The 14,562-nt window shown below is 29.2% G+C and carries 12 protein-coding genes; 7 read left to right on the top strand and 5 right to left on the bottom strand.

Features of this window, described 5'->3' with window-relative positions; translation table 11 throughout:
- The coding region (locus tag OIO11_RS03515; protein WP_268069976.1) for a transposase at positions 1–584 on the bottom strand (584 nt) is incomplete at its 3' end.
- A gap of 165 nt (positions 585–749) precedes the next feature.
- Here OIO11_RS03515 and OIO11_RS03510 point away from each other — a divergent pair.
- Complete coding sequence (locus tag OIO11_RS03510) at positions 750–3,086, top strand: EAL domain-containing protein (RefSeq protein WP_268069975.1); 2,337 nt, start codon at positions 750–752, stop codon at positions 3,084–3,086.
- A 47-nt stretch (positions 3,087–3,133) separates the two neighbouring features.
- Here OIO11_RS03510 and nadC read toward each other — a convergent pair whose 3' ends face one another.
- The 3 genes from nadC to nadA are packed head-to-tail and all read right to left on the bottom strand — an operon-like array spanning position 3,134 to position 6,165.
- On the bottom strand, positions 3,134–3,973 hold the full coding sequence (nadC, locus tag OIO11_RS03505; RefSeq protein WP_268069974.1) for a carboxylating nicotinate-nucleotide diphosphorylase: 840 nt from the start codon (positions 3,971–3,973) through the stop codon (positions 3,134–3,136).
- On the bottom strand, positions 3,954–5,255 hold the full coding sequence (locus OIO11_RS03500) for an L-aspartate oxidase (protein WP_268069973.1): 1,302 nt from the start codon (positions 5,253–5,255) through the stop codon (positions 3,954–3,956). The genes nadC and OIO11_RS03500 overlap by 20 nt, the downstream gene beginning before the upstream one ends.
- Positions 5,256–5,259: 4 nt before the next feature.
- Entirely contained in the window at positions 5,260–6,165 is a 906-nt protein-coding gene (gene nadA, locus OIO11_RS03495) for a quinolinate synthase NadA (RefSeq protein WP_442781210.1), read from the bottom strand.
- A 353-nt stretch (positions 6,166–6,518) separates the two neighbouring features.
- On the opposite strand from nadA, the gene modA reads away from it, so the two are divergent.
- From modA to panD, 5 genes are all read left to right on the top strand, one after another.
- Positions 6,519–7,322 carry a molybdate ABC transporter substrate-binding protein gene (gene modA / locus OIO11_RS03490; protein ID WP_268069972.1) on the top strand — a complete coding sequence of 268 codons (804 nt, stop codon included), beginning with the start codon at positions 6,519–6,521 and terminating at the stop codon, positions 7,320–7,322.
- Positions 7,323–7,330: 8 nt separating this feature from the next.
- Positions 7,331–8,005: a molybdate ABC transporter permease subunit gene (modB, locus tag OIO11_RS03485; RefSeq protein WP_268069971.1), complete on the top strand. Its 675-nt coding sequence runs from the start codon at positions 7,331–7,333 to the stop codon at positions 8,003–8,005.
- Between the two features lie 47 nt (positions 8,006–8,052).
- Entirely contained in the window at positions 8,053–8,718 is a 666-nt protein-coding gene (locus OIO11_RS03480; protein ID WP_268069970.1) for an ATP-binding cassette domain-containing protein, read from the top strand.
- Between the two features lie 891 nt (positions 8,719–9,609).
- The gene (panC, locus tag OIO11_RS03475) at positions 9,610–10,473 is read left to right on the top strand and encodes a pantoate--beta-alanine ligase (RefSeq protein WP_268069969.1); all 864 of its coding nucleotides are present in this window, start codon (positions 9,610–9,612) and stop codon (positions 10,471–10,473) included.
- Positions 10,473–10,856: an aspartate 1-decarboxylase gene (gene panD, locus OIO11_RS03470; RefSeq protein WP_268069968.1), complete on the top strand. Its 384-nt coding sequence runs from the start codon at positions 10,473–10,475 to the stop codon at positions 10,854–10,856. Before panC ends, panD begins: the two co-directional genes overlap by 1 nt.
- Positions 10,857–10,983: 127 nt before the next feature.
- On the opposite strand, the gene hypF is transcribed toward panD, so the two are convergent.
- On the bottom strand, positions 10,984–13,248 hold the full coding sequence (gene hypF / locus OIO11_RS03465; RefSeq protein ID WP_268069967.1) for a carbamoyltransferase HypF: 2,265 nt from the start codon (positions 13,246–13,248) through the stop codon (positions 10,984–10,986).
- Between the two features lie 414 nt (positions 13,249–13,662).
- On the opposite strand from hypF, the gene OIO11_RS03460 reads away from it, so the two are divergent.
- Positions 13,663–14,553, top strand: a complete 891-nt coding sequence (locus OIO11_RS03460; protein WP_268069966.1) for a sensor domain-containing diguanylate cyclase — start codon at positions 13,663–13,665, stop codon at positions 14,551–14,553.
- The last annotated feature ends 9 nt before the right edge of the window (positions 14,554–14,562 follow it).

The raw sequence follows: 14,562 nt of genomic DNA, 5'->3' as shown, positions 1-14,562 counted from the left end.
AAACTTTTTTTATTTTTGGCTTTAGCATAAGCTTTCTGTCTATTAATTTCGGATACCAGTGTTTTTGGATTATTTTCTTTAACTCTTGGTTTTAAGCCAGAAGTATCATATATAAGCATAGAATTAAAACTTTTATAGGGAGAATTATCTGGAAGATTATTATTAATTTCTTCACAGATATTAATAATTTTAGGAACCATGGAATCAAATAAATTAGCAATATCAGTTTCAAAGGTAGTTTTAAATCTACTAAAAAAAGACTCATCTGGTACCGAATTATAGAAGCCACAAAATTCTCTTATTTGAGTAGAAAATACAAGAAATAGATTTAACAATACGGTAGTAGGTATATGAAAAATTTGCATTAAAATTAGAGCTGATAATACGGAAGAAAGTGCATATTCTCTATTCCTGCCTAAATCGGCATAATAATGTTCTGTAAAAGAACTAGGAATAAAGCTTTCAATATCAAAATTGTCAGAAAGCAAAGTTATGAACCCTACGGGTTGCTTTGAAGCCAAAGCTTTTAAATCAGATACCTTTTCAAAAAAATTAAATTGTTTATTTTTATTAAGACAAAACATGTTTGTTCTCCTCCTCTGTGGTGTTTGGTTTTATGTGGTGTAATTCTATTATGTCGCAGTGGAGGAAAATATAAAAGCCTACCGGCTTAAAAGTTAGGCAAATCAATGCTTGTGGAATTCTGCAAGCGACTAAAACTTTAACTTACAGAGGAGTGTATATAAAAAATGAAATTATATACAAAAATTATAAAACTAACAATAGTATCTATTTTTACTGCAATTTGTTTGATATATTTTTTTTCTAAAATACTTTTAATAAGAAATGTTAATGAAATAGAATTTTCAAAAACTTTATCAAATACTACAAGAGTTTTACACTTTATAAAAAAAGACATGCAAGCTCTCACTTCACTTAATTTGGAATATTCTCAGTGGGATGAGACTTATGAATTCATGGAAAATCACAATAAACATTTTATAGATTCTAATTTTAGCGATGATTTAAACAGCTTCAAAAATTTAAATATATCCTTTTTAGCCTTTATAAATAATTCAGGTGAAATTATATTTAATAAAACTATAACCAGTACTTTATACACTTCATCTGATTTAGACCATAATGTTCAAAGGGATATTATATCTAGAGTTAATTCATTTACTAATTCTAAAAGATTTACTGGGATATTGATACATAATAATCTACCTATTTTCATTAGTGCACAGCCTGTGGTGAAAAATGACAGTAGTGGTCCAGTAAAAGGTACTTTTATTTTAGTAAAATATTTTGATAATCAGGCACTTAAAACCCTTTCAGCTGATTTAGACCTTAATATAAAAGTACAGAACTATGATAAAAATATATTGGAAAATACTATTACTTATAATCCTTCCAATAACACCTATGTAAAAATCAAGGATAAAAATACTATAACAGGATATGCTTTGATTAATGATATATTCTCCGCTCCTGCTTTAATAATTACTGTAGATATGCCAAGAGATATTTACAAAACTGCTGAAAACAGCCTTACTTTATATCTTGTTATTTTATTTGTAATATCCCTTTTATGTATTATATTGGTGATAACATTTTTAAATAAAACAATAATAAAAAAAATATTGTCTATTAAAACTACAGTTGATGAAATTACTAATACAGGCGATTTATCACATAGACTAGAATTAAAAGGCAATGATGAAATAACTGAACTGAACAAAGAAATTAACACTATGTTTGAAACACTCCAAAAATCTGAGAGTAAATTAATCCAACTTGCCTATTATGATACACTAACAGGACTCTCAAATCGCAAAAATATAATGGAAAATATAGAACTAATAATAAAAGAAAACAAAACCAAGTTTGCTCTCTTCTTTATTGATTTAGATAATTTTAAAAATATTAATGACAGCTTAGGTCACAATGCCGGAGACTATATACTGGAAAAGGTAGCTGACAAGCTGCAATTCATACTAAATGAAAACTACTTGCTCGGTCGACTAGGTGGAGATGAATTTATTATAGTTCAAAATAATATCTGCTTTCCTCATGAAACTAAAAATCTGGCTGAAAAAATTTGTAATGTTTTAAAATCTCCTATTAATTATCAAAATCATGAAATTTATGTTGGTTGCAGCATAGGTATAAGCTTTTATCCTGATAATGGTGATGATTTACCAACATTAATGAAAAATGCTGATTCTGCAATGTATGTAGCTAAAAATAGTGGTGGATATACTTATAAAATTTATTCTGAAAACATGAATTCTCAAGCTTTAACTGAGCTGGTTATGGAAAATAACCTGAGAAAAGCACTAAAAAACAATGAATTTATACTTCATTTTCAACCAATAAACAATATAAACCAATTGAATTTATTGGGCGCTGAAGCTTTAATAAGATGGAAATTTGAAGATAAGCTTATCTATCCTAATGACTTTATTCAAAAGGCTAAAGATATAGGTGAAATTGTTCATATAGATAACTGGGTTCTGTTCAATGCCTGTAAACAGTGTAAAAAGTGGCATGAAAAAGGCTATAGAGACTTCTATATTTCTGTAAATATTTCTTTTAATCAACTAAAGCAGGAAAACTTTATAGATATAGTAACTGATGCCTTAAATCACTCAAAACTCTCTCCATCTTATCTTAACTTAGAAATTACTGAAGATGAAGCTATGGAGGATGTTTCCTTAACTATAAATACTTTAAAAACCTTGAGAGAATTAGGAGTAACTATCTCTCTAGATGATTTTGGAACAGGCTATTCTTCTTTAAGCTATGTAAGCAGCTTGCCAATTAACACCTTAAAGATAGATAAGTCTCTTATTACAGATATCGATAAGAACACTAAAAATCTTGAAATAATTAAAATAACAATAATGATGGCTCATAGTTTAAATCTAAAGGTGGTTGCTGAAGGTATAGAAACTAATGAACACCTTAATATTTTAAAAGAATTAAAGTGTGATTCCATACAGGGTTATTTAATTGGAAAACCTGTTGAAGCTGCTGAATTTGAGAACTCATTTTTAAACCAAAAAACTAGTCTAGTGGAGTAAACCCACTGGACTAGTTTTTTCAATCTCTTTATTTAAAACAAGTCATTTTAATAAGTTATTTTTAAATTTTTCATGCTTATATCCAAAGCTTTTACAGAATGAGTAATCATTCCTGCGGATATAAAATCCACTCCAGTAGCGGCAATATCTCTTATTCTGTTTAAATTCACATTTCCTGAAGCTTCTGTTAAAGCTTTTCCAGCTATAATTTCTACAGCTTTTTTCATTGTTTCTGTATCCATATTATCCAACATTATTATATCTGCCCCTGATTCCAATGCTTCTCTAACCTGCTGCAAACTCTCCACTTCAACCTCTATTTTTCTTACAAAAGACACATTGTTTCTTACCATACCTACAGCTTCTTTTATTCCTCCTGCAGCACCTATATGATTATCCTTTATCAAAACCCCATCAGATAAATTAAATCTATGATTACACGCCCCGCCAATCTTTGCTGCATATTTTTCAAGTACTCTAAGATTAGGAGTAGTTTTTCTGGTGTCTAAAAGTCTTGCTTTTGTACCTTCTATCTTTTTCACAAGCATTCTGGTAATAGTAGCAATACCACTCATTCGCTGAAGAAGATTAAGTGCTAATCTCTCACCTAATAACACATTATAAGTATTGCCTTGGATTTTACCTAATACCTGCGTTTTTTTAACTTTCTCTCCATCACTTACATTAAATTCAACTTGAACTTCTCCTAAAAGAGTAAAAATTCTTCTAAATACGTCAGTTCCAGCAATAATACCATCTTCTTTTGCTATTATATCAACGGAACAAACGCTATCTTTATCCACAATTGAACTTGTAGTTATATCCCCATTTGCAGCATCTTCTTTAAGTGCAGTCTTTAATATCTCATCAACAACTAACCAGTTCATCCTTTATATCCCCTCTAATTCTCATAAATTCATTTATTACTATTTTTTTATTTAATGTATTAATCTCTAATGCCTGATTATAATGTATATAGTTTGAAACAAAATTTACATTAATACCATCAATAACTTTATTTATAAAAATAGCCGCCCTTCTCGAAAATACTAATGCTTCCAAAAGCGAATTGCTAGCAAGTCTATTTGCCCCATGTACCCCAGTACAACTAGCTTCCCCACAAGCGAACAAATTCTTCATAGAAGTTTTTGAGTTATTATCTACTTTTATTCCTCCCATAAAGTAATGTTGAGCAGGAGTTACCGGTATCCTCTCTTTTATTATATCCAATCCTCTTTTTTTACATTCCTTATATATACATGGAAATCTATTTATAATAAATTGTGCTGGCATATGAGTTATATCTAAATATACATATCTGGAATTTGTTTTTTTTTGTTCTTCCAGTATAGCTTCTGCAACCACATTTCTCGGAAGAAGTTCGTCCACAAATCTATCCCCATATTTATTAACTAATATTGCCCCTTCGCCTCTTAAAGATTCTGAAATTAGAAATCTTTTTCCTTCAGTTTCTCCTTCATATAATGCAGTAGGATGAAATTGAATATAATTCATATCTTTAACTGCAATATTATTTCTAATTGCAATACCTAGACCACTACCTATTAAACTTCTTTGATTAGTAGAATTTTTAAATAATCCTCCAATGCCTCCACATGCCAGTATTGTAGTCTTTGCATATATATTTATTAAATTGCCCCCTTTTAAAACAACTGCACCTTTACAGTTATTACTTTCTTTTAATATATCTATACAGCAAGTATTTTCATATATTTTTATATTTTCTCTTACCTTAACTTGTTCTATTAAAACCTGTGAAACCTTTCTTCCTGTTTCATCAGCACAGTGAACAATTCTATTTATACTATGAGCCCCTTCTTTTGTGTAATCAAAACCATCTTTAGCCTTATCAAATTCTACCCCAAAGTCAGTAAGATTTTTTATATTTTCCCTTGACTCAGCGGCAAGCAATTCTACTGCTGTTATATCATTTATATATATACCTGCCTTTAAAGTATCTTGAATAAATACAGCTTTATCTTTCTCATTTTTGGCAGTAGATATCCCCCCTTGAGCAAGATAAGAATTACTCTCTTCAATGGTTGATTTAGTTATCATAACTATATTTAAATCTTTTCTTAAGTTTAAGGCACTGTACATACCTGCAATTCCTGTTCCTACTATAAGCACATCTGCATAAATATTCATATTATCAGCCTCCAAGAATGTGCATATTTTGAAGCGCTTTATGTGCAGAGTTTCTCATATCTTCATCAAGCTGTATTTCATTGTTTAAATCCTTAAGACAATTATATACATCCTCCAGAGTAGTTATCTTCATACTTCTGCAAACCATATCCAGAGTATAAAATTCCTTATTAGGATTTCTCTTTTTAAGCTCATGAAGAATTCCTACTTCTGTTACAATGAGATACTTAAGTGAATCATCAGAAGAAGCAAATTTTATTATTTCTCCTGTGCTTCCTATAAAATCAGCCAAATCTCTAACTTCTTTCTTACATTCAGGATGGACTAACACTTTAACATCCTGTCCATATTTTTCTTTTGCATCTTCAATTTCTTCCGCATCTATAACGTCGTGGACATTACAGCATCCATTCCATAATATAATCTTCTTTTCAGGTATTTTTTCCTGCACATAACTGCCTAAATTTCTGTCTGGTACAAAAATTATTTCATCGCTGTCTATATTCTTGATTATATTAATGGCACTGGAAGATGTACAGCATACATCTGATACTGACTTAACCTCAGTAGACGAATTCACATAGCAAACTACTTTTGCATTTGGATATTCTCGTTTTACTTTTCCAACTTGCTCTGCATCAGCCATATAAACCATACAGCATAAAGCATCCTTGTTAGGTAAAAGAACCCTTTTATCTGGTGAAAGGATTTTTGCACTTTCAGCCATGAATTTTACACCACAGAAGACAATTGTTTCTTCTGTGCATTCTCTTCCCACTTTGCTTAAATAATAAGAATCTCCTGTATAATCAGCTATTTCCTGAATTTCAGGCTCTTGATAATAATGCGCCAATATAACTGCATTTCTTTCTTTTTTTAATTTTATAATTTCATCTCTAATATTTCTCATTATCTTTACACCTCGTTTCATCAATGAGTATGCATCTGTATATACACTGTCGTAAATACTATATCACTTTATTTAAAACTAATCAATATATCAATTTTTAGTATTGATATATTCATGGGATTAGCAATCATTATCTATTTCATACTAAAATACTATTATAAAGTTACATAAAGTAAGATTTATGAAGTATTTATGACAATTTATTAGAATTTAATACATTTTTTACCTACATTGTGGTATTTTTAACTTGCCTAAAACAATTATTAATTTTATATTGATAGTAGACATACAGTTCAACTAAAATCCTGAGACTTTACGCTGGTCATGGGATAAAAATTCAGGAGGGATTTACTATGAAAAAAATTTTTAGTATTTTAATTTCATGTACTTTGATTTTAGGTTTATTTGGATGTGGAAATTCCAAAGTAAACGAAAACGAAGCTAAAAAAACTACTGATACCAAAACTTTAGATATAACAGTATCAGCTGCAGCAAGCTTAACAGAATCATTGACTGAAATTAAAAAAATGTATGAAGAAAAAACTGGTGCAAAAGTAACATTAAACTTTGGATCTTCTGGTGCTTTACAAAAACAGATCGAACAAGGGGCACCAACAGATTTATTCTTATCAGCTTCAAAAAGTAAAATGGATTCACTTCAGGAAAAGAATTTTATTGACACAGACACTAGAGTTGATTTATTAAAAAACTCACTTGTTTTAATTGTATCCAAGGAATATAAAGAAAAAATAAAAAAACTTTCTGATATTAAAGGTATTGATGTAAAACTTAGTATTGGGGAACCTGAATCTGTTCCTGCTGGAAAATATGGAAAACAAACTATGGAATATTATAAATTGTGGGAGCCTCTTGCTGATAAACTTGTGTATGGAAAAACAGTTAAACAGGTTGCTCAGTATGTAGAAAGTGGTGAAGCTGCTGCTGGAATTGTTTATAACAGTGATACTTATACCTTGAAAAAAAGTTATATAGCAGAAAGCTTTGATGAAAAATCACATAAGCCTATCGTATATCCAATGGCATTGGTTAAAAGCAGTAAAAACAAGGAAGGTGCAAAAAAATTTATGGAATATCTAACTAGTACTGATGCTCAAAATGTATTTAAAAAATATGGATTTAATTCTGCTGGGAAATAGGTAAAATTATGATATTATCACCAATTATTCTTTCATTAAAAATAGCTTTTATATCTACAATTTTTACATTTATAATTGGGATGTTTTTGAGTAGAATATTTACTAAGTATAATTTTAAAGCAAAAGATATACTTGAATCCTTAATTATAATGCCAATGGTTCTTCCTCCAACTATTACAGGTTATGGATTGCTTATTTTGTTAAGCAAAAGATCATTTTTAGGGAAATTTTTATACAATATCTTTGGTATAACTCTTATCTTTACCCCAGCAGCTGCTTGTATTGCTGCATCGGTAGTTGCACTGCCGCTGATGTATCAAAGCTGCAAGGCTGCCTTCTTAAATGTTGACCATACATATGAAAATGCAGCACGAACCTTGGGCTCAGGTGAATGGCGTATTTTTTGGAAAATAACATTTCCTCTAGCATGGCCTGGAATAGTAAGTGGAATTATATTGTCTTTTGCAAGAGCTCTTGGAGAATTTGGCGCAACTCTAATGGTTGCAGGAAATATTCCTGGGAAAACTCAAACTATTCCTACTGCAATATATTTCGCAGTGGATAATGGGTATACAGAAGTGGCCAATACTCTTTTGGCAGTAGTTGTAGTCTTTAGTTTTATTTTAGTATTTGGACTAAATACCTGGTTAAAAAAGAAAGATTATAATAAGCTGCACTCTTAATACTTTGAAATAATTCCATATATTAATAACCAAACGAGGGAGATTAGATGATTGAATTAGATATAGTAAAAAAATTACATTATTTTGATTTAAATTGCAGCTTCACCATCGATAATGAAGTAGTTGCTCTACAGGGTTCATCTGGGTCAGGCAAAACCACAATTCTAGATTGTATTTCTGGCATTAAAACTCCAGATAAAGGGCTTATTAAAATAGATGATAAAATAGTATTTTCGTCTTCTGATAATATAAATTTACCAATAAGAAATAGACATATAGGATATTTATTTCAAAATTATGCCCTCTTTCCTCATATGACAGTAGAAGAAAATATTTTGTTTGGAGTAAAAAATCTAAAGAGCTATAATATGGATTACATTAAGTATATAACTGAAACTTTTAAAATTGAACATCTAAAAAACCGAAAGCCCAATCATATATCTGGTGGAGAAAAACAAAGAGTTGCCCTGGCAAGGGCATTAGCTGTGAAACCTAACATACTGCTGCTTGATGAACCTTTTTCAGCATTAGATAAAGATACAAAAGGAATAGTATATAAAGAATTTCTACAATATAAAAAAGAATTCAAGATAAGTGTCATTTTAGTTACTCATGACCCTTATGAATCAGAAATGCTGGCAGATAGAATAATATCCATCAAGAATGGTATATGTATTAATAACTCTGAAAACAAATTTAAATTATCTATTTAACCAATATACAAAGGAGTAAAAAATTGTAGATTTTTACTCCTTTGTTGCTATTTATTTAAAATGACTAATAAGAACATAGTTTATAAAAAATATAAATTTCCGTAGAAAAAATATTAGATAAGAAAGTAGAGCATGACGATTTAATTGCAGTTCTAGGCAAGCATTTGGATGACCAAATGAAAAATATTTCACCAAATTATAAGTTAAATAATCCTTTTGACTTAGTTGAAATTATACAGAATTGCTCCATTGAAAATAAATCTATTTAATACAAATAAACTCAAATTTAAGACATATTTGTACTGTTTCATGATAATTACACTGCCAAAACAAAATAAATATTTTGAAATAATGCAATTTATGTGTTAAAATAATGCAAAATGGGTAGTATCCTATGGAACTGCACCAGTTTGTCGTATTCAAATTTAATATTTATTCTGCTCATATCATTAGAATGAGACAGCTATAGTTGTACAAGTAGGCTTTTCTTTAAAGAAATATTTTTCTATCAATACTAGAAAGCTTAAAGAATATTATAGCAGTACCTACCAGACTGCATTAAAAATATCAAAATCTATGAACTTAAAAACATATCATTAAAAAATCTTATTACGGATAGCGATATAATCTTTATTACAACTCTATTTAATAGCATAAAGCAGAATATGCAAAAGTATAACTTAAAGACTAAAATTATATGTCACACTAGTGACTTATTATCCGCTAAAGTCTTTTCGAATATAGACAATTCAGGTTCCTTCGGGTATTTCATCCACCCTATATTTCCTTTTATTCAAAATGAAATAATTCAAATATTTAAAGCCTTTATTACTAAATTCAAAAATTTTAAAATTAAAATAAAGATATTAGCTTAAGGGAGGATGTATTTAAATGCACAACTTTAAAATAGCTCATACTATAAATGAAGTTAGACAATGTATAAAAGAATGGAGAAAAGAAGGATTATCTGTAGGGCTTGTACCTACTATGGGCTATCTCCACGAAGGACATAAAAGTCTTATTGATAGAGCAGTAGCAGAGAATGATAAGGTAGTAGTAAGTGTTTTTGTAAATCCTATTCAATTTGGACCAAATGAGGATTTAGCTACATATCCAAGGGATATGGACAGAGATGCAAAACTTTGCGAAGGAGCTGGGGCTAATTTAGTATTTAATCCTGAACCAAAGGAAATGTATTTTGAGGATGCAGCAACTTATGTAAATGTAGAGGGCCTTACAGATGAATTATGTGGAGCTAAAAGACCAGGACATTTTACAGGAGTGTGTACAGTAGTTTCAAAATTATTTAATATTATAACTCCTGATAGAGCTTATTTTGGTGAAAAAGATGCTCAGCAGCTAGCTGTTATCAAAAGAATGGTTAGAGATTTAAATTTCGATATAGAAATTGTAGGCTGCCCAATTGTAAGAGAAGAAGATGGACTTGCTAAAAGTTCAAGAAATACTTACCTTTCACCAGAAGAAAGAGAAGAAGCTTTATGTTTAACCAAAAGTCTTAAGAAAGCAAAAGAACTATTAGAAAAAGGTGAAACAGTTTCTTCTAAAATAAGAGAAGCTATTAAAGAAAAAATAACTAAGGTACCTTCTTCAAAAATAGATTATATTGAAATTGTAGATAGTTCATCATTAAAGCCTGTAGAAAAAATTGAAAAATCAATACTTATAGCACTTGCAGTTTATATAGGTAAGACTCGTCTTATAGATAATTTCACATTTACAAAGGAGGAAAAATAATGAAGTTAAATATATTAAAATCAAAAATACACAGAGCGGTAGTAACACAAGCCGACTTGAATTATGTAGGAAGCATAACAATAGATAAAGAATTAATGGAGGCTGCAAATATATTGGAATATGAAAAGGTTGATATAGTAGATATCGATAATGGTAACAGATTTCAAACCTATGTCATAGCTGGTGAGCCTGGAAGTAAGGTAATATGTTTAAATGGAGCTGCTGCAAGATGTGTACAACCCCAAGATAAGATTATAATTATGTGCTACTGTGAAATTGATGAAGAAGAATATAGAGAACATAAACCTAAAGTAGTTTTTGTAAATGAAGATAACTCAATAGCTGAAATAACAAATTATGAGAGACATGGTGAAATTCGTTAGTTCACTATAAATTTGAATGTAAGCCAGCAAAACATTTATTTCATTGTCATGCTGGCTTACTTTTATTCAATTCTTTTTTTATGATGGTGATCTCCATGATGACTGCACATAACTTCTCTATCCTTAGTTATTCATTCTTTGCTTTATAGTTTGCAATAGCCAATTGTCCAATTGATATTCCACCATCATTACAAGGTACTTCTCCATGAATATATACCTGAAAATCATTCTTCATTAGTCCTCTGTATATCCCCTTTAAAATAATTTCATTTTGAAATACTCCACCACTTAACGCTACAACATTTATACCTGTCTTATTTCGTATAAGCTTACACATTTCTATGGAAAAAGCTATTACCGTATCATGAAATTTTTTAGATATAACGCTTTTATTTATCTCCTTTTTTATATCCGTTATAATGCCTTTTATAATGTTATCTGTATTTATTACATAAGTTTCATTTATACTATCAATGCTATAATCATATCTTCCTCCCTCATTATCTTTTGCAATGACTTCTAAATAAATTGAAGCTTCACCTTCATAAGTAATTCTATTTTTTAATCCAAGCAATGTAGAAACAGCATCAAAGAATCTTCCCATACTTGAAGTTTCAATAGAATTCAAATCATTTTTTAACATCATAATTATATTTTTTATATTATTATCAGGTAGATTACTAAAGATATTGGTATCCAATTTATCTCCATAGGTCTTATATAGAAAGCTAATTCCCATTCTCCAAGGTTCTTTAACCGCAGTATCTCCCCCTGGCATTTTCACGTAATTTAAATGTCCAACTCTTTTAAAATCGGTATAATTACAAACTAGAAACTCTCCTCCCCATACTTTACCGTCTATTCCTAATCCTGTTCCATCAAATGCAATTCCTATAATTTCTTTATTAATTTTATTCTCTACCATACAGCTTGCTATGTGTGCATGATGATGCTGTACAGCAAATTTCTTTATCTCTTCTTTTTGTGCTGATTTTGACAATAAAAAATCAGGATGCATATCATAAGCTAATAACTTAGGTTTAATATTATATAAACTTCTGAAATGCTCTACGTTCTTCTCATAATTTTCATATGCCTCTAAGTTGTCCATATCCCCCATATGCTGACTCATGAATGCGAATTCCCCTTTAGATATGCAAAAAGTATTTTTTAAATGAGAGCCATAAGCAAAAGTTTCTGTTATTCCACTAATTGATATAGGCAAAGGGGCATATCCTCTTGAACGTCTGATTAACCTCTCTTCTCCTAATATTACTCTAGCTACGGAATCATCTACTGGTATATGTATTTCTCTATTATGCAATAAAAAACAATCTACAATATCTTTTAATTTTTCTAATGCTTCATCATTTTTATATACTATTGGAAGTCCACTTGCATTTGCACTAGTCATAATCAAAACCTTTATATTATCATCAAATAAAAGGTGGTGCAGTGGAGTATATGGAAGCATAACTCCTATTTTTTTATTATTTGGAGCTATATTATCTGGTAATATATTAACTTTTTTATCTAATAATAATATTGGTCTTCTAATACCTTTAAGTATATTTTCTTCTTTTTTATTAACATTGCAATATTGCTTTATAGTGTATATATCTTTCATCATAAGAGCAAAAGGTTTTGATGGTCTTATTTTTCTATCTCTTAAAGTTTGAATAGCTTTTTCATTTTCAGCATCACATACAAGATGAAAACCACCTAATCCTTTTACAGCTATAATTTTGCCCTGCTTAATTAATTTTTTTGCTTCTTCTATGGGGTTTTCTACTTTCTCTATATTTCCATATCTATCTGTAAGCCAAACCTTAGGCCCACATTTTCCACAAGCATTAGGTTGAGCATGGAATCTTCTATCCAGTGGATTTTTATATTCAAAACTACATTCTGAACACATTTCAAACTCATTCATAGTAGTCATAGGTCTGTCATAAGGTAATTTTTTTATTATAGAAAATCTTGGCCCGCAATTTGTACAATTAGTAAAAGGATATTTATATCTTTTATTTTTATTATCTTTTATTTCTTTTTCACACTCTTCACAAATAGCAATATCAGGAGATATTAATGTAATAGGTGTTTTATTTCCATCACTCTGTTTAATAATAAATTCTTTAAAATTCTTAACTTCTTTATCCTCAATACTAATATCATTTATTTTTGAAAGAGGTGGTGCTTGGTGAATTAATTTGTATAAAAATAATTCAATGCTTTCTTCTTTACCTTCGATATCTATATAAACCCCTTCTGAAGTATTTTTTACCCATCCCTTCAAACTTTTTTCATTTGCTATCTTATAAACAAATGGTCTGAATCCCACTCCTTGAACTATTCCTTTAACCAAAATATACTTTCTAAATAACTTCTTCATTTATATTTTTCCTTCTTCCAAAAACCTTATTTTGTAATCATATTATCCATAAACTATTATTATTACCTCATTTGTATATTTATGATTTATACTTAAGAAAGCATATTTAATACATAGTTATAAGAAATACTATTCATCCTATTAAAACTTCATTGAAGTTTTTTAATAAATCGATTATTGAACAATGAATATTGATAATTGGAATATATATACATTATGATTTTTTTAAATGCCCCCCTCTTTTTATCACAATTCTACGTATATAGTCATGACAAAACAAAGTGAAACTTAATTTATATACAATATTACAATTATTAAGCTTTTAATATAAAATTTTGAACTTAAAAATCAAATTAAATTGACATTTCTATATTTACATATTTAATATATTTTTTAATTTAAGGGTGTGATGAAATGTATAAAAACAACTTTATAAATGAAGCTGAAAATTTTTTCAAAAAAATTTTACAACATATACCTCTTCCAATTATTGTGATTGATTTGCAAAGGTCTGAAATTGTATTTGGCAATGAATTATTCTTTAAGCTATTTGGATATATTGATCAAGATTCTATTTGCTTTAACTTAATGCAGCTTTTTTCAAATTCTATGGATCAAAAAGTCCTTTTAAATGAGTTCTCACGCAATGAAAGAGTTCATATTCCTGTAAAATGGCTTCAAAAAGTAAATGGACAACAATTTCCAGCTGAAATATTTCTTCAAAAAACATCAATTGAAGAAAAGTCATTTGTAATTGCAGAGATAATAGACATTACAAGAAGAAAGCTTGCAGAAGAAACCTTAGAGAAATATGCCACAAAAGATCATATGACTGATTTATTCAATCGCAGAGTAGGACTTGAGTTTTTGGAAAAAGAATGCAGACAAGCTGTACTTGGAAAACAAGATTTAACTATTTGTTTTATAGATATTGACGGACTAAAAAATGTAAATGATACCTACGGACATAATACAGGAGATTATTTAATTAAAACTGTAGCTGACTTGATTAAACAATTCATTGGTGAAAAAGATATAGCATGTAGGTTAGGTGGAGATGAATTCTTAATTATTTTTAAGAATTGCAATAAAAGAAAAGCACATGAAATCTGTTATAGACTAAACTATGAAGTAACAAAACTAAATGAACTAAATTTAAAACCTTATAATATAAGTATTAGTTATGGTCTGGCAGAATTTAATGAAATACCAGAAAAATCTGTTGATGATTTTATAAATACTGCTGATAAAAGAATGTATGATGAAAAGCAGAAATTAAAAGCAAAGAGAAGATATGCTGTATAATAAACATAG

This window comes from Clostridium sp. ZS2-4, assembly GCF_026719745.1.
Taxonomy (GTDB): Bacteria; Bacillota; Clostridia; order Clostridiales; family Clostridiaceae; genus Clostridium_H.
The sequence above is the reverse complement of the archived record's forward strand: the minus strand, read 5'-3'. Positions and strand labels throughout refer to the sequence as shown.

Excerpts from the sequence above, each read along its gene's own strand:
- modA (WP_268069972.1), top strand. The coding sequence starts at position 6,519 with ATGAAAAAAATTTTTAGTATTTTAATTTCATGTACTTTGATTTTAGGT.
- hypF (WP_268069967.1), bottom strand. The coding sequence starts at position 13,248 with ATGAAGAAGTTATTTAGAAAGTATATTTTGGTTAAAGGAATAGTTCAA.
- nadC (WP_268069974.1), bottom strand. The coding sequence starts at position 3,973 with ATGAACTGGTTAGTTGTTGATGAGATATTAAAGACTGCACTTAAAGAA.
- nadA (WP_442781210.1), bottom strand. The coding sequence starts at position 6,165 with ATGAGAAATATTAGAGATGAAATTATAAAATTAAAAAAAGAAAGAAAT.
- panC (WP_268069969.1), top strand. The coding sequence starts at position 9,610 with ATGCACAACTTTAAAATAGCTCATACTATAAATGAAGTTAGACAATGT.
- OIO11_RS03510 (WP_268069975.1), top strand. The coding sequence starts at position 750 with ATGAAATTATATACAAAAATTATAAAACTAACAATAGTATCTATTTTT.
- modB (WP_268069971.1), top strand. The coding sequence starts at position 7,331 with ATGATATTATCACCAATTATTCTTTCATTAAAAATAGCTTTTATATCT.
- OIO11_RS03500 (WP_268069973.1), bottom strand. The coding sequence starts at position 5,255 with ATGAATATTTATGCAGATGTGCTTATAGTAGGAACAGGAATTGCAGGT.
- OIO11_RS03460 (WP_268069966.1), top strand. The coding sequence starts at position 13,663 with ATGTATAAAAACAACTTTATAAATGAAGCTGAAAATTTTTTCAAAAAA.
- panD (WP_268069968.1), top strand. The coding sequence starts at position 10,473 with ATGAAGTTAAATATATTAAAATCAAAAATACACAGAGCGGTAGTAACA.
- OIO11_RS03480 (WP_268069970.1), top strand. The coding sequence starts at position 8,053 with ATGATTGAATTAGATATAGTAAAAAAATTACATTATTTTGATTTAAAT.